General features: G+C 71.6%; 22 protein-coding genes. 10 read left to right on the top strand and 12 right to left on the bottom strand.

The genetic code is table 11. From position 1 onward, the window contains the following. Positions 1 to 8: 8 nt before the first annotated feature. The 5 genes from AB4030_RS07285 to AB4030_RS07265 are packed head-to-tail and all read right to left on the bottom strand — an operon-like array spanning position 9 to position 4,808. Positions 9 to 743 carry a glutamine amidotransferase gene (locus AB4030_RS07285; RefSeq protein ID WP_442278537.1) on the bottom strand — a complete coding sequence of 245 codons (735 nt, stop codon included), beginning with the start codon at positions 741 to 743 and terminating at the stop codon, positions 9 to 11. Next, positions 740 to 1,468 carry an esterase family protein gene (locus AB4030_RS07280; protein WP_442278536.1) on the bottom strand — a complete coding sequence of 243 codons (729 nt, stop codon included), beginning with the start codon at positions 1,466 to 1,468 and terminating at the stop codon, positions 740 to 742. Before AB4030_RS07280 ends, AB4030_RS07285 begins: the two co-directional genes overlap by 4 nt. A gap of 25 nt (positions 1,469 to 1,493) precedes the next feature. Next, positions 1,494 to 2,645: an alpha/beta hydrolase gene (locus AB4030_RS07275; protein ID WP_442278535.1), complete on the bottom strand. Its 1,152-nt coding sequence runs from the start codon at positions 2,643 to 2,645 to the stop codon at positions 1,494 to 1,496. Beyond that, the gene (locus AB4030_RS07270; RefSeq protein ID WP_442278534.1) at positions 2,642 to 3,568 is read right to left on the bottom strand and encodes a Type 1 glutamine amidotransferase-like domain-containing protein; all 927 of its coding nucleotides are present in this window, start codon (positions 3,566 to 3,568) and stop codon (positions 2,642 to 2,644) included. The genes AB4030_RS07275 and AB4030_RS07270 overlap by 4 nt, the downstream gene beginning before the upstream one ends. Before the next feature lie 10 nt (positions 3,569 to 3,578). Next, on the bottom strand, positions 3,579 to 4,808 hold the full coding sequence (locus tag AB4030_RS07265) for an ATP-grasp domain-containing protein (RefSeq protein WP_442278533.1): 1,230 nt from the start codon (positions 4,806 to 4,808) through the stop codon (positions 3,579 to 3,581). Between the two features lie 150 nt (positions 4,809 to 4,958). On the opposite strand from AB4030_RS07265, the gene AB4030_RS07260 reads away from it, so the two are divergent. After that, positions 4,959 to 5,567 (top strand): HdeD family acid-resistance protein, encoded by a 609-nt coding sequence (locus AB4030_RS07260; RefSeq protein WP_442278532.1) that lies wholly within the window; start codon positions 4,959 to 4,961, stop codon positions 5,565 to 5,567. Between the two features lie 76 nt (positions 5,568 to 5,643). Here AB4030_RS07260 and AB4030_RS07255 read toward each other — a convergent pair whose 3' ends face one another. The 5 genes from AB4030_RS07255 to AB4030_RS07235 form a co-directional block, all read right to left on the bottom strand. Beyond that, entirely contained in the window at positions 5,644 to 6,012 is a 369-nt protein-coding gene (locus tag AB4030_RS07255) for a YciI family protein (protein ID WP_442278531.1), read from the bottom strand. Between the two features lie 126 nt (positions 6,013 to 6,138). Beyond that, entirely contained in the window at positions 6,139 to 6,753 is a 615-nt protein-coding gene (locus AB4030_RS07250; protein ID WP_442278530.1) for a response regulator transcription factor, read from the bottom strand. Then, a complete protein-coding gene (locus tag AB4030_RS07245; protein WP_442278529.1) occupies positions 6,750 to 7,877 on the bottom strand; it encodes a sensor histidine kinase in 1,128 nt (375 codons plus the stop codon). Before AB4030_RS07245 ends, AB4030_RS07250 begins: the two co-directional genes overlap by 4 nt. Next, positions 7,874 to 8,620 (bottom strand): ABC transporter permease, encoded by a 747-nt coding sequence (locus AB4030_RS07240; protein WP_442278528.1) that lies wholly within the window; start codon positions 8,618 to 8,620, stop codon positions 7,874 to 7,876. The genes AB4030_RS07245 and AB4030_RS07240 overlap by 4 nt, the downstream gene beginning before the upstream one ends. Continuing rightward, the gene (locus AB4030_RS07235) at positions 8,617 to 9,633 is read right to left on the bottom strand and encodes an ABC transporter ATP-binding protein (RefSeq protein ID WP_442278527.1); all 1,017 of its coding nucleotides are present in this window, start codon (positions 9,631 to 9,633) and stop codon (positions 8,617 to 8,619) included. The genes AB4030_RS07240 and AB4030_RS07235 overlap by 4 nt, the downstream gene beginning before the upstream one ends. A gap of 100 nt (positions 9,634 to 9,733) precedes the next feature. Here AB4030_RS07235 and AB4030_RS07230 point away from each other — a divergent pair, with 100 nt between their 5' ends. Continuing rightward, positions 9,734 to 10,177, top strand: coding sequence for an SRPBCC family protein (locus AB4030_RS07230; RefSeq protein ID WP_442278526.1), 444 nt, complete (start codon positions 9,734 to 9,736; stop codon positions 10,175 to 10,177). Between the two features lie 6 nt (positions 10,178 to 10,183). Here the strand turns inward: AB4030_RS07230 and AB4030_RS07225 are convergent, their stop codons facing one another. Beyond that, positions 10,184 to 11,200, bottom strand: coding sequence for an LLM class flavin-dependent oxidoreductase (locus AB4030_RS07225; RefSeq protein ID WP_442278525.1), 1,017 nt, complete (start codon positions 11,198 to 11,200; stop codon positions 10,184 to 10,186). Between the two features lie 94 nt (positions 11,201 to 11,294). On the opposite strand from AB4030_RS07225, the gene AB4030_RS07220 reads away from it, so the two are divergent. The 8 genes from AB4030_RS07220 (at position 11,295) to AB4030_RS07185 (ending at position 19,452) form a co-directional block, all read left to right on the top strand. Further along, complete coding sequence (locus AB4030_RS07220; protein ID WP_442278524.1) at positions 11,295 to 12,839, top strand: molybdopterin-dependent oxidoreductase; 1,545 nt, start codon at positions 11,295 to 11,297, stop codon at positions 12,837 to 12,839. Between the two features lie 112 nt (positions 12,840 to 12,951). Continuing rightward, complete coding sequence (locus AB4030_RS07215) at positions 12,952 to 13,614, top strand: fasciclin domain-containing protein (protein ID WP_442278523.1); 663 nt, start codon at positions 12,952 to 12,954, stop codon at positions 13,612 to 13,614. Between the two features lie 46 nt (positions 13,615 to 13,660). After that, positions 13,661 to 14,272: an ECF RNA polymerase sigma factor SigK gene (sigK, locus tag AB4030_RS07210; RefSeq protein ID WP_442278522.1), complete on the top strand. Its 612-nt coding sequence runs from the start codon at positions 13,661 to 13,663 to the stop codon at positions 14,270 to 14,272. Next, on the top strand, positions 14,269 to 15,039 hold the full coding sequence (locus tag AB4030_RS07205; RefSeq protein ID WP_442278521.1) for an anti-sigma factor: 771 nt from the start codon (positions 14,269 to 14,271) through the stop codon (positions 15,037 to 15,039). Before sigK ends, AB4030_RS07205 begins: the two co-directional genes overlap by 4 nt. Before the next feature lie 123 nt (positions 15,040 to 15,162). After that, positions 15,163 to 15,573 carry a TIGR03618 family F420-dependent PPOX class oxidoreductase gene (locus AB4030_RS07200; protein ID WP_442278520.1) on the top strand — a complete coding sequence of 137 codons (411 nt, stop codon included), beginning with the start codon at positions 15,163 to 15,165 and terminating at the stop codon, positions 15,571 to 15,573. Next, the gene (locus AB4030_RS07195; RefSeq protein ID WP_442278519.1) at positions 15,570 to 16,403 is read left to right on the top strand and encodes a M55 family metallopeptidase; all 834 of its coding nucleotides are present in this window, start codon (positions 15,570 to 15,572) and stop codon (positions 16,401 to 16,403) included. Before AB4030_RS07200 ends, AB4030_RS07195 begins: the two co-directional genes overlap by 4 nt. A gap of 65 nt (positions 16,404 to 16,468) precedes the next feature. Next, entirely contained in the window at positions 16,469 to 19,126 is a 2,658-nt protein-coding gene (locus AB4030_RS07190; RefSeq protein ID WP_442278518.1) for an ATP-binding protein, read from the top strand. A 74-nt stretch (positions 19,127 to 19,200) separates the two neighbouring features. Beyond that, on the top strand, positions 19,201 to 19,452 hold the full coding sequence (locus AB4030_RS07185; RefSeq protein ID WP_442278517.1) for a DUF4242 domain-containing protein: 252 nt from the start codon (positions 19,201 to 19,203) through the stop codon (positions 19,450 to 19,452). 109 nt (positions 19,453 to 19,561) lie between these two features. On the opposite strand, the gene AB4030_RS07180 is transcribed toward AB4030_RS07185, so the two are convergent. Beyond that, the gene (locus AB4030_RS07180; protein ID WP_442278516.1) at positions 19,562 to 19,924 is read right to left on the bottom strand and encodes a cupin domain-containing protein; all 363 of its coding nucleotides are present in this window, start codon (positions 19,922 to 19,924) and stop codon (positions 19,562 to 19,564) included. Positions 19,925 to 20,001: the final 77 nt, after the last annotated feature.

Here is a 20,001-nt window from a genome sequence, read left to right as displayed (position 1 = left end):
GGCCGGGGTCAGGCGAACTCGGCGACGAACCGGCGCAGGACGTCGTGCGCGGCCGACGCGTCGGCGGCGCGGACGACCTCGATGATCGCGTCCTGCTCGTCCGGCCGGAAGTAGCCGAGGTGGGCGTAGGCCCGGATCCGTTCGACGAAGGCCTCGGCCTCGAGCTCGGGATGGAACTGCGTGACCCAGGCGCACGGCCCGACCCGGTACCCCTGCACCGGGCACGCGTCGCTGGTCGCCACGACGACGGCGCCCGGCGGCGGCTCGGTGGCCGCCTCCTTGTGCCCGACGAACGCGGCGAAGACCTCGGGCAGCGACCCGAAGATCAGGTCGTCACGACCCGCCGCGGTGACGCGCACGGTCGTCGTGCCGACGGGCTCGCCGTAGGTCCGGTCGACGACGCCGCCGAGCGCGAGGCTCGTCACGCCCACGCCGTAGCAGAGCCCGAGAAAGGGCACCTGGCGCGCCACGAGCTCGCGCACCAGCACGGTCAGCTCCCCCTCGACGCGCCGCTCGGTGGGCGACTTCGCCGAGTCCGGCTCGCTCACGGTGAACGGGCTGCCGCCCAGCACGACGCCGGCGTATGCCGTCACGTCCAGGGGCAGGACGGGTCCCTCCTCGAGGCGCACGTGCACGACGGCGTCTGCGCCGAGGCCGGTCAGCCGCAGGAACGCCGCCCGTTCCTGCTCGGCCAGCGCGTCGTCGACGCGGGAGGTGAGCAGCAGGAAGGGGCGCCCGATCACGGGAGCAGGTCGTCGAGGTAGAGCGGCAGCATCGCCCACCACGTCGGCCAGTCGTGGTCGTAGGCGCTGCCCCAGTCGTCGACGCGGTTGGGGATGCCCTTGCTCCCGAGCACGTGGGCGACGGCAAGCGACTCCCCGACGTCCTCCCACCGCCCACTGCCCGAGGCCAGCACGACCATCCGGGTGCGCAGCAGGTCGAGGGACGGGCCCTCGAGGCCGGGCAGGAAGCGCAGCGGCGAGCTGAAGTAGAGGTCGTCGTTGACGTGGCCGCCGAGGAACTTCTCGATGGCGTACGTCCCGCTCATGCAGACCGCCGACTGGACGAGCTCGGGGTAGCGACAGGTGATGGCGAGGGCGTTGAAGGCGCCGATGGACGAGCCGGCGACGGTGACCGGGACGTGGTGGCCGCCGAGGTCGGAGTGGATCGCCGGGATCACCTCGCGGGCGATCGTCTCGTGGAAGGCGTTGAAGAGGGCGAGGCGGTGCTCGACGGTGCCGCGGTGCTGGGCCAGGGCGCGGCCGGCGACGCTGTCGACGGAGTAGACCTTGGCCCGGCCCGCGGCGATGAGGGGCTCGAGGTGGGCGATCAGGTGGTGCCGCTCGACCTCCTCCGCGTCACCGCCCGCGGTCGGGAAGAGCAGCACGGGCGCGCCGTAGGTGCCCCACCTCGCAACGCTGATGTCCTGGCCCAGACGGTCGGAGTACCACCGGTCGGTCATCTTCATGGATTGCCTGCCCTCTCAGTTGCATTCACTCGTAGACGAACTTCTGGGGTCCGGGGAAGATCCAGGACAGGCCGTCGCCGAGCCGGTCGCGCCAGTTCTCCCAGTTGTGGCCGTCGCGCGACTCCGTGTAGCGCACTGTCATGCCGGTCTGGCGGAAGACCGGGACCATCGACCGGTTCGGGCTGATGAGCGGCTCGTAGACGCCGCACGACATGAAGATCCGGTCGACGACCGCGGTCGGCTTCTCCCGGAAGCGGTTGACGAACTTCACGACCGGGTCGAACGCCGGACCGCCGCCGTGCTCGAAGCCGATGTCGGTGAAGACGAGGGAGGCCGACTGGAGCAGCAGCGAGCCGAAGAAGCCGGGATAGCGCACCGCCGTCGAGAGCGAGGCGACGCCGCCGAACGAGCTGCCCATGAGGCAGCGCGCCTCCGGGGCGTCGACCAGGGGCAGTCGCTCGGTGAGCATCGGCACGAGCTCGCGCGCGATGAACCGGGCGTGCGGGGCGTGGTTGGGATACTCCTTGAGCCGGTCGCGCGGCGGCACGAAGACCGCGACGAGCGGGTCGATGTCGAGCCGGTGGATGAGGTTGTCGAGGACGGTCTTCATCGCGGCGAACTGGAGGTAGTCGGTGCCGTCGTGCACGACGAGCAACGGGTAGCGCTGCGCCCGGTTGAAGCGGGCCGGCAGGTAGATCTGCACCGGCTGGTCGCGCCGCAGGGCCTTGCTGCGGACCTGCTCCTCGACGAGGGTGCCGGGGCGGGCCTCCGGGTCGACGGCGACCCACTCGGGCACGCGGTAGCCGATCGCCGCGCACACCGACGACGACCCCATCGGGCTGTGGGCCAGACGGGAGTTGAGCGGGTCGTTGAAGCGCTCGTAGTGCTCGCCCTTGCGGATCTCGATCTGGTACTCGACCCGCGACCCCTCGGGCAGCACGGTCGTCACGGCCCAGAGGTCGGACTCACCGATCCTCTTGAGCGGCAACGGGTCCGGCAGACCGACGACCCGGTGCCGCACCCACACCTCGTCGACGTGGCCGCGGTAGAGGAAGGTCGCCCGCTCGCCCTCGACGATCGGGCAGCCGTGGCGCTCGAGGAAGCGGTCGATCATCGGCCCGTCGAGCGGCATCCGATCGCGCAGCAGGTTGATGGCGAGGCGTTCCATGGCACTCATGCGGCGCCCACCACGGACACGTGACCGGTGCGGTCGATGACGCGGGCGCCCGGAGGCAGGTCGGTCGCGCCGTCGGGGAAGCGCACGACGGCGCCGTCGTCCAGGAGCAGCAGCCGGTGCTCACCGAAGCGCCTCGCCAGCACCGACATCCGCTCGTGGTCGTCGAGCTGCAGGCGCCGCTTGGCGTGCGGCAGCGCGATCAGGCCGGGCAGCCGGCCGAGCCCCGTGTCGTGCACCTCGGCCGCCGTGACTCCCTGCGGGGTGAAGTCGTGGAAGAGGACGACCTTGTCCGTCAGCGCCATCGCCCCCGCCGACCAGGCGACGACCGTCTGCTCGCGACTCATCGTCACGTCGAAGAAACGGAGCGTCCAGAGCAGGGTGCGCACGTTGCCGCCGGCGATGACGACGGCCTCGCACTCGTCGAGGATCGCGCCGATCTCGCCCTGGTGCCACCCGACCGTGCCGTTCTCGTCCGACGCCGCGAGGGCACGGGTCGAGCGGTACAGCTCGGCGAGCTGCTCGGCATACCACCGGTCGACGTCGCGCACGGCCTCCATCGCGGCCTCCTCGGCGACCGGACCGACGGCGTGCAGCGAAGTGCGGTGGGCGACCGCCTGCACGGCGTCGATCGCCGCCTGCAGCCGGATGCCGTAGAAGGCGCGCAGCTCGTCCATGCGGTCGCGGAACGCGAGCACCGCCGCGGCGACGTGCCTGTCCTTGGCCAGCACGTCGAGCATCCGGTGGTGCAGCCGGAGGTTGACGCCACGGCCGTCGAGGTGGCCGGCGAGCTCGGCGTCGTCGGACTCGCGCTCCTCCCAGCCGGAGTTGACCATGGCGATGCGCCCGGTCAGCTCGAGGGCGCGCACGGTCGAACCGACCGTCGTCGTGAAGCGTTGCGGCCCGAGCAGGATCGTCGTCGACATCGGCGGGGGCTCAGCCCGCGTGCATGTGGATGGTGCGGCCCACGTCGTCGAGCATGGCGCGCGCCGTGTCGAAGTCGGGGTGGCGCAGACGCACCCAGGCGTTGGCCATGTAGCCCGCCTCGACCGCCTGGGTGCCGTGGCCGACCGGCGGGAAGTGGCCGTCGATGACCCACTCGCCGTAGCGCGACTGGATCTCGTCGATGCCGGTGTAGCCGGTGACCGACCCGTCGCGGTCGGGGCGCAGCGCGACGATGCCCGCGGCATACGTCCGCTTCATCTGCTGCTCGGGGGCGCGGTGGGTGATGACGTGCGCCCACTCGCGGTAGACGTCGACCTCGTTGGCGGCTGAGTAGACGTCCCACGCACCGACGCCCGGCGGCCGGGCACCGATCTCGCTGAACTTGAGGCCCTTCGGGCCGTAGAACCACTCCATGTGCGTGGCTGACGTCTCGATGCCGAGCGCCTCGATGACGCGGCGGCCGAGGTCGCGGACCTCGGCGTAGAAGGCGTTGCCCGGCTCGTCGACGCGGTTCGTCGTGATGAACTGCGGCGAGATCCAGCGGTGGCGCATCGCCTCGAGGACGTTGGGGTAGTAGTGCGTCGCCCAGTCGTGCACGACGTGGCCGTCGAGGGTGATCGTGTCGTAGAAGCCCTCGTGGCCCTCGACGAACTCCTCGATGGCGATCGAGCTCGCGCCCTCGCGGCCGTATGCGGCCAGCGCCTCCTCGAGCTCGTGGTCACTGTCGACGCGGACCGTTCCCTGCGCCCCGGCGCCGGCACGCGGCTTGAGGATGAGCGGGTAGCCCTCGCGCTCAGCGAAGGCGCGCGCCTCGGCGGCGGAGTCGACGGCGGCACTGGCAGCCGTGGGGACCCCGGCCTGGCGCAGCGCCTCCTTCATCGACGGCTTGTCGCGGCACAGCCAGGTCGTGCGCACGCTCGTGCCGGGGATGCCGCACACCTCGCGCACCTGCGCCGCCGGCATCGTGTGCGCCTCGACGGTCGCCTCGAGGGCGTCGATCCACACCTTGCCCTGGAAGTGACGGACGGCCTCGACCATCTGGTCGACGTTCGTCACCGACCCGACGCGGTAGTAGCCGCGAAGCGCACCCAGCACGTCGTCGCCGAGGTGGGCCTCGTCGGACTCGCCGATGCCGTAGACGTTCGCCCCCACCGAGGCGAGCGCGTGGACGAAGCGACGTTGGTTCGCCGGGAACGACGGCTCCACGAAGATGATGTTCACCTCGCCGACGCTATCGGTCAGCCGGAGGGGTCGCCACGGCTGCCGTGTGCCGTCGCGCGGGTCACGCCCGAAACGCATGCGCGGATGGCCGTCCGGGACGAAGATGGAGGTGTCGCATCTCGGGCATCACCTCACCCTCAGGAGGAAGCCATGTCGAGGACCGTCCCGAACCCGGCATCACCCGCCACGAGCCCGGCCGGCTGGTCGGGGCCCCTCGTCGCCCTGGGCATCCTGTCCCTCGTCCTGGGCGTGATCGTCCTCGTCTGGCCCGAGGCGACCCTTCTCGTCGTGGCGATCACCTTCGGACTGCAGCTCATCGCGGCCGGGGCCGTGCGCCTCTCGGTCAGCCGGGACCTGCCGAGCGATCCGGGCTGGCTCCGGCCGGTCTCGATGGGGCTCGGGGTGCTCTCGATCGTCGCCGGTGTGATCTGCCTCTTCCGACCCAACGCCTCGCTCTTCGTCATCGCGATCTTCATCGCGATCGGCTGGATCGCCGAGGGCATCGCGGCCCTGGCCCAGGGTTTCGGCTCGGACCGCACGACCGGCACCCGCGTCTTCCTCATCGTCTGCGGCGTCGTGTCGATCATCGCCGGCCTCGTCGTGGCGATCTTCCCCGGGTCCTCGCTCGTGCTGCTCGCCCGGCTCGCGGGCATCATGCTCATCCTCATCGGCATCGCGGAGATCGTCGCGGCCTTCATGGCCCGTCGCGCCGCCGGCACGGGAAGCACGGGCAGCCGGCCGGCACCCGCCGCGGCCTGACCGCATACGACCGCGTGGACGTTCGCACCCCCGGGAGGGGGCGCGACCGTCCACGGTGGGGTCAGGACAGCCCAGGTCAGGACTGCGGCGGCAGGTCCTCGAACTCGTAGATGCGGCGGACCTCCACCGACACCTCCTCGAAGAGCGACATGAACCGCTGAGCGAGCTCGAGGGCCTGCTCCTTGCTGTCGACCTTGACGACGGCGAAACCGCCCACGACCTCACGGGCCTCGGTGAACGGCCCGTCGGTCACGGTGACGCCGCCGCCCTCGGTCTTGCGCAGGACGGCGCCGTCCTTGCTCTGGGTGACGCCCTCGGCGGCGAGCAGCACCCCGGACGCGGCGCACTCCTGCATGAACGCGCCCATCGCGGCCTGGAACTCCGGGCTGGGGTTCGACGCCTCGGGGCGGGACTCGTCGATCTTGTGGATCATGAGGTAGCGCATGGCTCTCCTTGCGTGGGTGTCGCGGGGTATCGCGGGGGTATCGCGCGCGTGTCGGGTGCGTGCCGGGTCGGTCCCAGCCTCCACCACGACGTCGAGCCAGGGTGCCCCGACTCGACACGTCCGGGCTCAGAGCCAGCCGCGGTCCTGGGCGACCCTAGCGGCCTCGGCGCGGGTCGAGGTGCCGGTCTTGCCGATGGCCGAGCTGAGGTGGTTGCGCACCGTGCCCTGCGACAGGTGGACGACCCCGGCGATGGCGGCGACCGTGCCGCCGCGCAGCGCCACACCGAGGACCTCACGCTCCCGGTCGGTCAGAGGGTTGGCGCCGTCGACGAGCGACTCGGTGGCGAGGGAGGGGTCGACGACCCGCAGACCGGCGTGCACGCGGCGAACGGCCTCGGCGAGCTGGCGCGCGGGGGTGTCCTTGACGACGAAGCCGGAGGCCCCCGCCTCGAGCGCGCGGCGCAGGTAGCCCGGCCGGCCGAACGTCGTCACCACGAGGGTGCGCACCCCGGGCAGGGCGCTGCGGACGGCGGCCGCGGCGGCGATGCCGTCGACGCCCGGCATCTCGATGTCGAGCAGGCACACGTCGGCGCCGGAGACTCGGGCCGCGTCGACGACCTCGTCGCCCCGGCCCACCTCGGCGACCACCTCGAGGTCGGGCTCGAGCGCGAGCAGCGCCGCGAGCGCCCCACGCACGAGGGCCTGGTCGTCGGCGAGCAGCACCTTGATCGTCTCGCTCACAGCGTCACCTCCAGCACGGTTCCATGACCTTCCGGGCCCGTCTCGAGCGAGAGCCGGCCCCCCGCGGCCCCGACCCTCTCACGCAGCCCACGTATGCCGTTGCCCTCGGGGCGCCCGCCGAGGCCGCGCCCGTCGTCCCGGACGGTGAGCCGGTTCGTCGCGAGCTCGACCCAGCACGTGTCGGCATCGCTGTGGCGCACGACGTTGGTCGTCGCCTCCCGCAGCACCCAGGCGAGCACCGTGCGGTGGCGCGGGTCGACGACACCAGGAGCCTCAGGGACGTGGGCCTCGATCCCGGCGCCTGCGAGGGCCGTCCTCGCGGCGGCCAGCTCGTCTCCGAGCCGCGCCACCCGGAGCCCGCCCACCGTGGCCCGGATCTCGGCGAGCGCCTGACGACTCAGCGCCTGGATCTCGGCCAGCTCCTCCTTGGCCCGTTCGGGGTCGAGGTCGACGAGGCGCTCGGCGAGCTCCGCCTTGACGGTGACGACGGTCAGCGAGTGACCCAGCACGTCGTGCACGTCCCGAGCCACGCGTTCGCGCTCCTCGACGATCGCGAGGTCACGCGACATCCGCTCGTAGTCCTCACCCCGGTCGGCGACGATCCGCACACCGCCCGTCATGACCCCGACGGCGAAGACGATGATCGCCACGCTCCACGTGCCCTCGTCAGGGTCGGCGAGCATGGCCGCGCTGCCGGCGATGACGGTCGCGACGACGCCGAGGGCGATCGCCCACGCGAGCGGCAGCGCGAACATGCCGAAGGCGACGACGAACGGCAGGAAGCCGAGGCTGCCGGCCCCGATCAGCGGTGCCGTCCCGGCGGTGCACCCGAGCAGCACCACGAGGTATGCCGTCGCGTGACGCGTCGTGGCCGCCCCCCGTGGTCGCCGCTCGAGGCCCTGCGACCCGACGACGTAGGTGACCGCGAAGACGACCACGAGCAGCAGTCCGACCACGGTCTGCCACCACGGCCGGGCCACCGTGACGAGGGAGAGCACGGGGAAGACGAGGAAGACGAGCCAGACCCCGCGCACCACCCAGCCGTAGCGCTCCCAGGGATTGCGCCCCGGCGCCCCGCTCGCCGGCTCGGCGAACGGGGTCACGGCACTGACCTGCTCCGTCACTGGCGCTCCCGCCCGCGGCGGACGAGCACCACGGCGAGCACGCCGAAGATCGCGAGCCAGGCGAGCACGTTGACGATCGGCAGCCAGAGCGGGTCACGCGTGCCGTCGGGGAGGTAGCCCTCGGTCAGTGGGTAGCGGGCCAGGGCGGCATACCCGTAGAGCGGGGTCAGCTTCGCGAAGGACAGCAGCGCACCCGACAGCGGGATGAAGAGGTTGCCGAGGAACGCGAAGATGACGAGCGTCCCCGCCGCCGCGCCGACCGCGGCCTCGGAGCGGAAGGCCGTCCCGATGAGCAGGCCGTAGAGCGCGAAGACCGCCGAACCGCCGAGGACGAGCAGGGCGCTGAGGGCCCAGGCCTGCGCCGAGCCCCTGGCGCCCGTGGCGACGCCGAGGGTGAAGGTGAGCAGGACCGGCACGGCGGCGACGGTCATCGCGATGAGCGCCTTCATGGCGATGTAGGACGAGTCGGCCAGCGGGGTGAGCCCGAGCTGGCGACCCCAGCCCTGCTGTCGCTCGACGGCCGCGTTGCCGCCGATGCTCGTCGTCGCGGTGACGGCGCCGTAGGCGGCCATGCTGATCATGACGTACATCGCGACGTTGCCATTGCCGATGCTCGCGTCCTTGGCGTCGACCGTCGCACCGAAGATGAGGTAGAAGAAGGCCGGCAGGACGGCGGTGAAGAACATGCCGCTCCAGTCGCGCGTGATGCGCCGCATCTCGAGCAGGGTGAAGGTGACGTTCATCGGACGAGCTCCTCTGCGTGGTCCTGGTCGTGGTCGTGGGCTCCGGCGCCACGGCCGTCGCGCTCGTCGCCCGTCAGGGTCATGAAGGCCTGCTCGAGGCCGGCGGTGACGATCTCGAGGTCGGTGCCGTCGAGGTCGAGCAGCAGCATCCGCGCCACCGCGTCCGAGTCGGCGGCCGTGACGACCACCCGGGAGCCGCGCTCCTCGACGTCGCGGACGCCGTCGACGGCGCGTAGTCGCGCCACGGCCGCGGCGAGCGAGCTCGACGGCAGGGTCGCCGAGACGGTGCGGCCGCTCGCGCGGGACCGGATCTCGGCCGTCGTGCCGTCCGCGACGATGCGGCCACCGGCGATGAGGACGATGCGGTCGGCGAAGGCGTCGGCCTCTTCGAGGTAGTGCGTCGCGAAGACGACGGTGCGCCCCGCGCTCGCGTCGGCGTGCATGGTGTCCCAGAAGTCGCGGCGGGCCGTCACGTCCATGCCTGCCGTCGGCTCGTCGAGGACGAGCAGCCGCGGGTCCGGCAGCAGGGCCAGCGCGAAACGGAGCCGCTGCTGCTCACCGCCGGAGCACTTGGACACGCGGCGGTCGGCCAGCGCCCTCAACCCCGCGAGGTCGATCACCTCGTCGACGGGGGTGCTGGCGGCATACGTCGACGCGATCATGCGCACGGTCTCGCGGACGGTGAGGTCGCGCAGCAGGCCGCCGGTCTGGAGGACGGCGGAGACGTGGCCGGCGACGACCGCCTCGCGGGGCCGGTGGCCGAAGACCCGGGCCGTCCCGGTCGTCGGCTCGGTGAGCCCGAGCACCATGTCGAGGGTCGTCGTCTTGCCCGCCCCGTTGGGGCCGAGGAATGCGACGACCTCGCCGGGCTCGATGCGCAGGTCGACGCCGTCGACGGCGCGGACCTCCGTGTCGTGCGACCCGCGTCGGGCAGGGAAGGTCTTGACGAGCGAACGCAGCTCGACCGCCGGCGCCCCCGAGGCGCCGGCGACCGATGAGTATGTGGTGGTCATGGCCCCACTCTCCCGCGGCGGGACGTGACGCGTCAGCAGCACGCGTCACGTCCTGCGCATGACAGGTGTCACGGGGACCGGGACCGGACAGACTGTGGGCATGGCCGACTTCGAGGTGCACCTCGACCCCCCGTTGCCCGCCCCGGAGGCGTGGAGACGCATCCTCGACCTACGCGCGCACACCGCGGTCATCCCGCTCACCACGGTGACGGGTGACGCGATGACGGCCGGCGAGCTCGTCGACGGGTCTCGCTTCACCGCCCGGACCGGACTGGGGCCGATGGGCTTCGACGACGTCATGGTCGTCGAGGCCATCGTCCCGCCGACATCGACCTCGGCTGGTCACGCGCGGATCCGCAAGGAGGGCAATGTGGTCCGCGGTGTCATCGACCTGAGGGTGACGCCGACCGCAGTTGGTTCGGCGGTCGTCTGGGCGCAGCGGATCGGGGTGCGGGCGGTGCCGGCGATCCTCGACCCGGTCGTGTCGAGGGTGGCGTGCGCCGCCTACGCCTCGACGCTGCGCCGACTGCTCAGCCGCGGCTGAACCCGTTCAGCGCCAGCCGAGCTCGGGCGCCACGTGCGTCAGGAGGCTCTCGATGACGTGGGCGTTGTAGTCGACACCGAGCTGGTTGGGCACGGTGATGAGGAGGGTGTCGGCGGCCGCGACCGCCTCGTCCTCCGCGAGGTCACGGACGAGCTGGTCGGGCTCACCGGCATACGTCTTGCCGAAACGCGCCGTGCCGCCGTCGATGATGCCGACCTGGTCCTGGCTGGCCGACTCGCGGCCGAAGTACGCCCGGTCCAGGTCGCTCACGATGGGGAAGACGCTGCGGCTCACCGAGACGCGCGGCTCGCGCTCGTGGCCGGCCGCCGTCCACGCATCGCGGAAACGCTGGATCTGCTCGGCCTGCAGGCGGTGGAAGGGCACCCCGGTGTCCTCCGTGAGCAGGGTCGAGCTCATGAGGTTCATGCCCTGCTCAGCCGTCCACTCCGCGGTGGCCCGGCTCCCGGCACCCCACCAGATGCGGTCGCGCAGGCCGGGCGAGTGCGGCTCGATGCGCAGCAGGCCGGGCGGGTTGGGGAACATCGGTCGCGGGTTGGGCTCGGCGAAGCCCCGGCCGGACAGGACGTCGAGGAAGACCTCGGTGTGCTGTCGGGCCATGCCGGCATGGTCGCCGTCGTTCGGCTCGTAGCCGAAGTAGCGGAAGCCGTCGACGACCTGCTCGGGTGACCCCCGGCTGATGCCGAGCTGGAGCCGGCCGCCGGAGATGAGGTCCGCGGCGCCCGCGTCCTCGGCCATGTAGAGGGGGTTCTCGTAGCGCATGTCGATGACCCCGGTCCCGATCTCGATCCGGCTCGTGCGCGCCCCGACCGCGGCGAGCAGCGCGAACGGCGACGCCAGCTGGCGAGCGAAGTGGTGCACCCGGAAGTAGGCACCGTCGGCGCCGAGGTCCTCGGCGGCGACGGCCAGGTCGATCGACTGGAGCAGGGCGTCGGCCGCCGACCGCGTCCCCGAGTGGGGGGACGGGTTCCAGTGCCCGAACGAGAGGAATCCGATCTTCTTCACGTGCGGTCAACAACCGGGGTCGCGACGCTCTTCCCGGACTCCCGTCGACGGCGCCGGACAATCCGGTCCGCCCCCTCGCGCCGAAGCACGAGGCATGATGCGCCTACGACTTGCCCTCAGCGGGATCCTCGCCGCGGTGGCCGGGATCGCCGCCGGCCACCTCGTCGCGGGCTTCCTCGCCCCTGCATCGTCGCCGGTGCTCGCCATCGGGTCGACCGTCATCGACCTGACCCCCACGCCCGTCAAGGAGTGGGCGATCGCAACCTTCGGGACCAACGACAAGCTGATCCTGCAGGGCTCGGTCCTTGTGGTGACGCTCGTCCTCGCCGCCGTGGCGGGTCTGCTCGCCCGCCGCCGGATGCCGCTCGCTGTCGGTCTCATCGTGCTGCTCACCGGGCTGGCCGGTGCCGCTGCGCTGCTACGACCCGCGGCCCGTCCCCTCGACGCGCTGCCGGCCCTCGCCGCCATGGTCGCCGGCGTCGCCACGCTCGTCTGGCTCGCGCGCCTGGCCGGCGCCGCGGGCGACGCCGACCGCGGCGCGGGCCCAGATGCGGGCCTCGGTGCCGATCTCGGCACCCGCTCCGGCGCCAGCCGCCGAGGCTTCGTCGTCGGCGCGCTCGGCGTCACCGCGCTCTCGGTGCTCGCGGCTGTCGGTGGCCAGCTCCGCAGCGGGGCCCAGACGATCAAGAAGGTCGTCCTGCCCGCCGCCGCTGACAAGGCCAAGCCACTGCCGGCCGGCCTCGAGACGAAGGTCCCCGGCATCTCGCCCCTGCGCACGCCGACCGAGAAGTTCTACCGCGTCGACACGAACCTCAGCGTGCCGAAGGTCGACGTCGACAGCTGGACCCTCGAGGTCGGCGGCATGGTCGAGAAGCCCTTCACCCTGACCTTCGCCGAGCTCGCCGCGATGCCGCTCATCGAGCGCGACATCACCATGACCTGCGTCTCCAACGAGGTCGGCGGCGGCTACATCGGCGCCGCCCGCTGGCTCGGCGTCCGGCTCACCGACGTGCTCGACCGGGCCGGCACCAAGGGCAACCCGGACCAGGTGCTGAGCACCGCGGTCGACGGCTTCACCATCAGCACGCCGCTCGGCGTCGTCCGCGACGGACGCGACGCGATGATCGCCATCGGCATGAACGGTGCCCAGCTCAGCGACACCCACGGCTTCCCGGCCCGCCTCATCACGCCGGGCCTCTACGGCTTCGTCGGAGCGACGAAGTGGCTGACCAAGCTCACCCTGACCACGTATGCCGCCGACCAGTCCTACTGGACGAAGCGCCAGTGGGCGACGGACGCCCCCATCAAGACGAGCGCCCGCATCGACACCCCGGCGCCGCTGTCGACGATCAAGGCCGGCACGACCGCCATCGGCGGCGTCGCCTGGGCCCAGCACCGCGGTGTCGGCAAGGTCGAGGTCAAGATCGACGACGGCCCTTGGCAGGCAACAAAGCTCGGGCCCGACGTCGGTGTCGACTACTGGCGCCAGTGGTACGTCCCGTGGGACGCCAAGCCGGGGCTGCACCGGATCTCCGTGCGCGCGACCGACCTCAAGGGACAGGCACAGATCACCGAACGTGCCACGCCGTTCCCCAGCGGGTCGAGCGGCATCCAGGAGGTGGTGGTGACCGTCGCGTGAACGCATACGACCGAGAAACCCGCGAAAAAACTTGTCCGACAAGCAATCCGGAGCCCGAGCGGCCCCGAACCCCCTATGACCGTGCACCACACAGCCACAAGGAGTGACTGACATGAAGAGCATGAAGACCCGTACCGGCCTCGTCGCCCTCGCCATCGCCCTGCCCCTGAGCCTCGCGGCCTGCAGCAGCTCCAGCGACGCCGCGCCCTCCGGTGGCAGCACGCCTGCCGCGAGCACGCCCGCCGACACGATGTCGAACACCCCGTCCGACACGATGTCCTCGTCCGCCTCGATGGACGCCGCATCGGCCGTCTTCGGCCCGGGCTGCCAGGCCGTGCCGAAGGACGGCAAGGGCTCGTTCAACGGCATGGCCACCGACCCGGTCGCGACCGCCGCGAGCAACAACCCGCTGCTCTCGACCCTCGTCACCGCCGTCAAGCAGGCCGGCCTCGTCGACACCCTGAACTCGGCTCCCGAGATCACCGTCTTCGCGCCCGTCAACGACGCGTTCGCCAAGATCCCGGCCGCCGACCTCCAGAAGGTCCTCGCCGACAAGCCGACCCTCACCAAGATCCTCACGAACCACGTCGTGGCCGGCAAGCTCTCGCCGGACCAGCTCGCGGGCGACCACAAGACGCTCGCCGGCACGACGATCACGGTCAAGGGCTCCGGTGAGAACTTCACCGTCGGCAAGGCCGACGCGAAGGTCATCTGCGGCAACGTCCCGACCGCCAACGCCACGGTGTACATCATCGACGGCGTGCTGATGCCCTGATCGTCTGCCGACCAGGCTGACGCAGAGCACGACGACGGGCGACACAATGGACCCCATGTCACGGTTCTCGGTGGTCCCCTCCGGCGATGAGTCGCCGGAGGGGGCCGCCCGCCCAGTCCATCTGGAGCAGCTGCTCCACAGAGCGGCGACCGGCGATGAGACGGCGTTCGCAGAGCTCTACGACGCGGTCTCCTCCCGGCTCTTCGGTCTCGTCCGCCGGGTCGTGCGCGACCCCGCCCAGTCCGAGGAGGTCACCCAGGAGGTCTTCCTCGAGATCTGGCGGCACAGCGCACGCTTCGACCCGAGCAAGGGTGCGGCGATGTCGTGGATGCTCACGATCGCCCACCGCAAGGCCGTCGACCGGGTCCGGTCGGCGGAGGCGGCTCGCAACCGCGACGAGGGCTACGGCGCCAGCAACCAGGACGTCACGCACGACTCCACCGCGGAGGCCGTCGTCGAACGGCTCGATGCGGAGCGGGTTCATCGGGCGTTGGAGACGCTCACCCCGGTCCAACGGCAGGCGTTGGAGATGGCCTACCTCTCGGGGTACACGCACACGGAGGTGGCAAGCATGCTCGACCTGCCGCTCGGGACCGCCAAGACACGCATCCGTGATGGACTCATCAGACTACGAGACACGTTGGGGGTGACCCTGTGAGCGAGGACATCCACGCGCTCTCCGGCGCGTATGCCGTCGACGCCCTCGACGAGGTCGAGCGGGCGCGGTTCGAGCGCCACCTCGCCGGCTGCTCGGCCTGCCAGGCCGAGGTCGACAGCCTCGTCGCCGCCGCGCACCAGCTGTCGGCACTGACCGAGGTCGCGCCGCCGCCGTCGCTCCGGGCCAAGGTGCTCGCCGAGATCTCGACCGTGCGTCCGCTGCCGCCGATCGAGGCCCCCCAACCAGCCGAGGGCAGCGAACCGGCCGAGGACAGTACGGCCGACGAGCTCGCGGAACGCCGCCGGTCCCGCGCAGGTCGTGGGTTCGGCCGGGGCTGGCGCCTCGTCGTGGCAGCCGCCACGGTGGCGGTGCTCGCCATCGGCGGGTTCACCGTGTGGCGCCAGGTCAGTCAGGATCCCCAGCGGGTCATGGCCGACCAGGTGCTCGCCGCGTCGGACGCGACACGCTACGGGGAACGCCTCGCAGGCGGAGCCACAGCCACCGTGGTCCGGTCCAGCTCTCTCCACCGGGCCGTCCTCATCACCTCGGGTATGGCGCAGCCGCCCGCCGGCAAGGTCTTCCAGCTGTGGCTCCAGGACGCGACGGGTCACATGACCTCCGCGGGCCTGATGCCCGGGGGTGGCGACCAGGTCGTCGTGCTGAGCGGCGACGCCACGCACTCGAAGGGCGCCGGCATCACGGTCGAGCCCGCCGGCGGCTCGGACCAGCCGACGTCCAACCCGATCGCCTTCGTCGCCTTCGCCTGACGCCCGCGGCCGTCCCCTGATCCGGCGGTCACGAGTCTCGTCCCGGCTTCCCCGCCTGGGACTCGTGACCGCCGCGCAGCGGGGCGGCGGTCTACGGTGGGAAGCCCGACCAGAGGAGTCTTCGTGCCCAAGCCACCCCTGCCGGCAGCCGTGGCAGACGAGCTCGTCAAGCCCTGGCACGCGACGATCAGCACCGTGCGTCCGGACGGGCAGCCGGTCTCCGTGCCGACCTGGTACCTCTACGAGGACGGCAGAGTGCTCGTCAACATGGATGCCGGGCGGAAGCGGCTCGATCATCTGCGGACCAACCCGCGGGTGAGCCTCAGCGCCATGGACCCAGGTGACTGGATCACTCACATCAGCATCCTGGGCCGCGTCGCCGAGATCGTCGACGACGCCGAGCTGCGCGACATCGACCGGATCGCCCGGCACTACACCGGGAAGGCGTATGCCGTCCGCGACCGCCCGCGCGTCAGCGCCTGGGTCGAGATCGACCGGTGGCACGCGTGGGGCCGGCTCAAGGACGTGCGGTGAAGGCCTACCTGTCGTTCGACTTCGAAGGCGTGGCAGGGATCGTCGACTGGACGCAGTGTCGGGAGGGGACGACGGCATACGACATCGGCTGCGCCCTCACGCTCGGCGAGGTGAACGCGGCGATCGAAGGTGCCGTGCGCGGAGGTGCCACCCAGGTGGTCGTCAACGACTCGCACGGACAGATGCGCAATCTCGACCCGGACGACCTGTCCCACGACGCGAGCTACATCTCGGGTCGCCACAAGCCGCTCTACATGATGGAGGGACTCGACGACTCCTTCGACGTCGTCTTCCTGGTCGGCTACCACGGTTCGATCTCCGGGGAGTCGTCGACGCTGTCGCACACCTACAACCCGGAGGTGTTCTCCGCCGCGCGGATCGGCGACACCGAGGTCGGCGAGAGCGGCATCAACGCCCTCGTGGCCGCGCACTTCGGGGTGCCGATCGGCCTGGTCACCGGCGACGAGGTGACGATCACCGAGACGTCGCCCTTTGCCCCAGAGGCCGCGACGGTCATCACCAAGCACTCGATCACCCGCTTCGCCGCGAGCAGCCTGCACCCGCGCGTGGCTCGCGAGCGGATCGAGGAGGCGGCCGCCGAAGCGGTCAGGCGCGCGCTCGACGGCCGGCTCCGGCCGCCGCAGCTCGACAGGCCGGTGCGGCTCGAGCTCGAGGTGCATACCGCCGACATGGCCGAGGTCGGCAGCTGGGTCAAGGGCGCCGAGCGCGTCGGCACCCGGACCATCCGCATCGAGTCGGACGATGCGCTCGCGGCCTTCCGGTCCTTCGTCGCCGTCAGCTACATCACCCGGCAGGCCGGAGGCCGCTGAGCGACCGGCCCGCGGGTCTCGCCGAACCCTGACCCGCGCGCGCGAGCACGACCTAGCATCGACAGGTGACGCTTCTCGAGCGCCGTGAGCAGCTCCGGGCCGTCGCGGGCCACCTCGAGGAGGCGGCCGCGGGACGGGGTCGGCTCGTCTTCGTCTCGGGTGAGGCCGGTATCGGCAAGACGTCGTTCGTGACCGCGGCCGCGACCGCGGCTGCGGGCCTCGCCCGCGTCGGGATCGGCGCCTGTGACGGGTCGGCCACTCCGGCGCCGCTGGGGCCGCTGCGAGACATGCTGCCCACGTTGCCAGCCGGTGTCTGGTCCGAGGACGCCTCCCGTCCGGAGGTCTTCGCCCGGGTCGTCGACGCCCTCCGGGCCGCGCCACCCGGCGAGCCCTACCTCCTCGTCATCGAGGACGCGCACTGGGCGGACGAGGCAACACTCGACCTCGTGCGTCACCTGGCGCGTCGGATCCACGGATGTCGCGCTCTGGTGCTGGTGACGTATCGTCCCGAGGACACTCACATCGGCAGTGCCTTGCGAATCCTGTTGGGAGACACGGCGTCCGCTGATGGCACGCGTCGGATCGATCTCCCGGCCCTGAGCCCCCGTGCGGTGGCCACCCTCGCCACGGAGCGGGCCGGGCAGCTGTCGGGTTCCGTGGCGCTCGATGCCGGTCACCTCTACGACGTCACCGGTGGCAACGCGTTCTTCGTCACCGAGGTGCTCTGGGGCGACACGACGGGGGTTCCACCCACCGTGCGGGATGCCGTGCTCGCGCGAGTGTCACGGCTGCCCGAGCCGGCGCGCCGGGCGCTCGAAATCGTCGCGCTGGCCGGGTCGCGGGTCGAGCCCGACGTGCTGGAGGAGCTGTTGACCGAGGGACTCCTCGTCATCGATGAGCCCCTCCGCCGGCGACTGCTCATCCACACTGACCACGACATCACGTTTCGGCACGAGCTCGGCCGGCTCGCCGTCGCCGGCGAGGTCCCCGCGGGGCGCCGGATCCACATCCACCGCCGGCTCCTCGCCGCGCTGGAGGCTCGCGGGGCCGACCCGGCCCGGCTGGCCCACCACGCCGACGCCGCCGGCCTGGCCCGCTCCGTGCTGGAGCACGCCCCGGAGGCGGGGGCACGAGCGTCCAGGCTCGGTGCCCACCGACAGGCCGCCGAGCAGTACCGGCGCGCCCTGCACCATGCCGACGCGCTGGGCGAGACGGAAGTGCCCCCCGAGCGGCACGCCGAGCTCTTGTGGGGCCTCGGCTACGAGCTCTACCTCACCGACCACATCGACGAAGCGATCACGGCAGTGGGGGCGGCCCGGAAGATCTGGGAGCGGACCAACACGACGGTCCGGGTCGGCGACGCGTGGCGCTCCCTGTCGCGACTCAGCTGGATGGCCGGCCGCAACGACGACGCGGAGTCGATGGCGCGGGTAGCCATCGACCTCTTGGAGGGCACCGGGACGTACGAGCTGGCGCTCGCCTACAGCAACCGGGCACAGCTGAGGATGCTCGCCGACGACCTCGCCGGCACGCGAGAGTGGGCCGGACGGAGCCTCGAGCTCGCCGAATCCCTACCCGACGCCCAGCGCACCGAGGTGCGGGTGCATGCCCTCAACAACCTCGGCGCCATGGAGCTCGCCGCCGGCGACATCGTGGGCGGAACGATGCTGCTGGACCAAAGCCTGCACCAGGCTCGCACCCACGAGCTGCACGAGCACGCCGCCCGGGCCTACTGCAACCTGGCCTCTCCTGCGGTGCTCCAACGTCGGCACGACGCTGCACGCCGCTACCTGAGCGAGGGTCTCGAGTACTGCACCGAGCGCGACCTGGACTCGTGGACCCGCTATCTCGAGGGCTGGGAGGCCCAGCTGCATCTCGACCGCGGCGACCTGGGCCGCGCCAAGGCCTGCGCCGAGATGCTTCTCAGCCGTCCCGACCTTCCCGTCATCGACGCCATCCAGCCCCTCGTCACGCTTGCACACGTGTGTGGCCGCACCGGCGAGGGGGACGTCGACGAGCCGTTGGCGCGCGTGTGGACGCTGGCCTCCGGCACGAACGAGATCCAGCGCGTGGTACCTGCGGTCGGCGCCAGGTGTGAGATCGCCTGGATCGGAGGCGACCTTCGACGCGCCGCCACGTTGGCAGCAGAGGCGTGGCCAATCGTCAAGTCAGCAGAGGGCCCGTGGAACCGCGGCAGCGTGGCGCGCTGGCTGGGCGCCGATCGACCGGATGCCGGCCGGCTCGAGGCCTTCGGAGGGGCGGCGGCGATCGGACGCGTGGCTCCCCCGTTCGCGGCCGAGCTGGCAGGGGCGTGGCGCGAGGCCGCCGACAGCTGGGAGTCGCTCGGGTGCCCGTTCGACCGGAGCCTCGCGCTGGCACGGAGCGGCGAGCGGGAGGCGCTTGCCGAGGCAGTGGCCGGCTTCGACCGACTCGGCGCCCACGCGGCGGCTGCACGCGCCCGGACGGAGATGCGAGGGCACGGGTGGGCGACGTCACGTGCCCCCCGCACGTCGACGCGCGAGCACCCTGCGGGGCTGACCGCGCGAGAGGCGGAGGTGCTCGACCTGCTCGAGCGAGGGTGCACGGACGCCGCGATCGCCGAGCAGCTCGTCATCTCCCGCCGAACGGCCGAGCACCACGTGTCCTCGGTCCTCGCGAAGCTGGGGGTGTCGAGCCGACGTGAGCTGCTCAAGATGGGTGGCGCCCCACGAGCGGATGGGTAGCCACCACCCATGACCCTGCGGTCCCGGACGGCGACGCTGGACGTATCCATTCCGCACCAGAAAGGACCACGAGCATGCCGCTCTTCATGGACATCCACTCCCTCGGCGACGGGGTCACCATGGACGCCGTCGCACAAGCCCACCAGGCCGACCTCGCCACGCAGGGACCGCACGGCGTCAGCTACCTGCGCTACTGGGTCGACGAGGACCGGGGCCAGATCTTCTGCCTCGTCGAGGCGCCTGACGCCGAGGCCGCCCACACCGTGCATCGTGACGCGCACGGCCTCGTGGCGGACTCGATCTACGAGGTGAGGGAAGGCGCCTGACCGCGGCGCACCCACGAGAGGTATGCCGTCGGCCGCAGCCGGCGGCATGCCTCCGTCTGCCTTCTCGCTTCGAGGAGAACCCACCATGGAAGCTGACCACGAAGGTGGCTCAGATCGCCTCGACGACAGCGGTCAGGTCGCCGCCTGCATCTCCCGTGTTGACGACGCCGGCAGGCTCAAGGAGCAGGGCCTTCACCTCGTGGTCCGCGCGCGGGCAGTGCTCGACCCCGCGTGGCACCACGAACAGCTGTCCGGGTCCGAGGACGACGTCGCGATCGCGCAGCTGGATGGTCAGCTGCCCCTCGACCACCAGGAACAGCTCGTCGGTGTCCTCATGGGTGTGCCAGACGAACTCGCCCTCGAGCCTGACGAGCTTGATCTCGTAGTCGTTGACGCGCGCCACGAGCTTGGGCGACCACGGCTCGGCGAAGAGGGCGAACTTGCTGTCGAGGTCCACGACGTCATCGGTCATCGATCCAGTCTGCCAAGCCTCGACCGCCCTCTGACGGACGATCGACCCGGGCATGACGTGGGCGTCGGGCTCCCTCT

Source organism: Terrabacter sp. 2YAF2, from assembly GCF_052114705.1.
GTDB lineage: Bacteria > Actinomycetota > Actinomycetes > Actinomycetales > Dermatophilaceae > Terrabacter.
The sequence above is the reverse complement of the archived record's forward strand: the minus strand, read 5'-3'. Positions and strand labels throughout refer to the sequence as shown.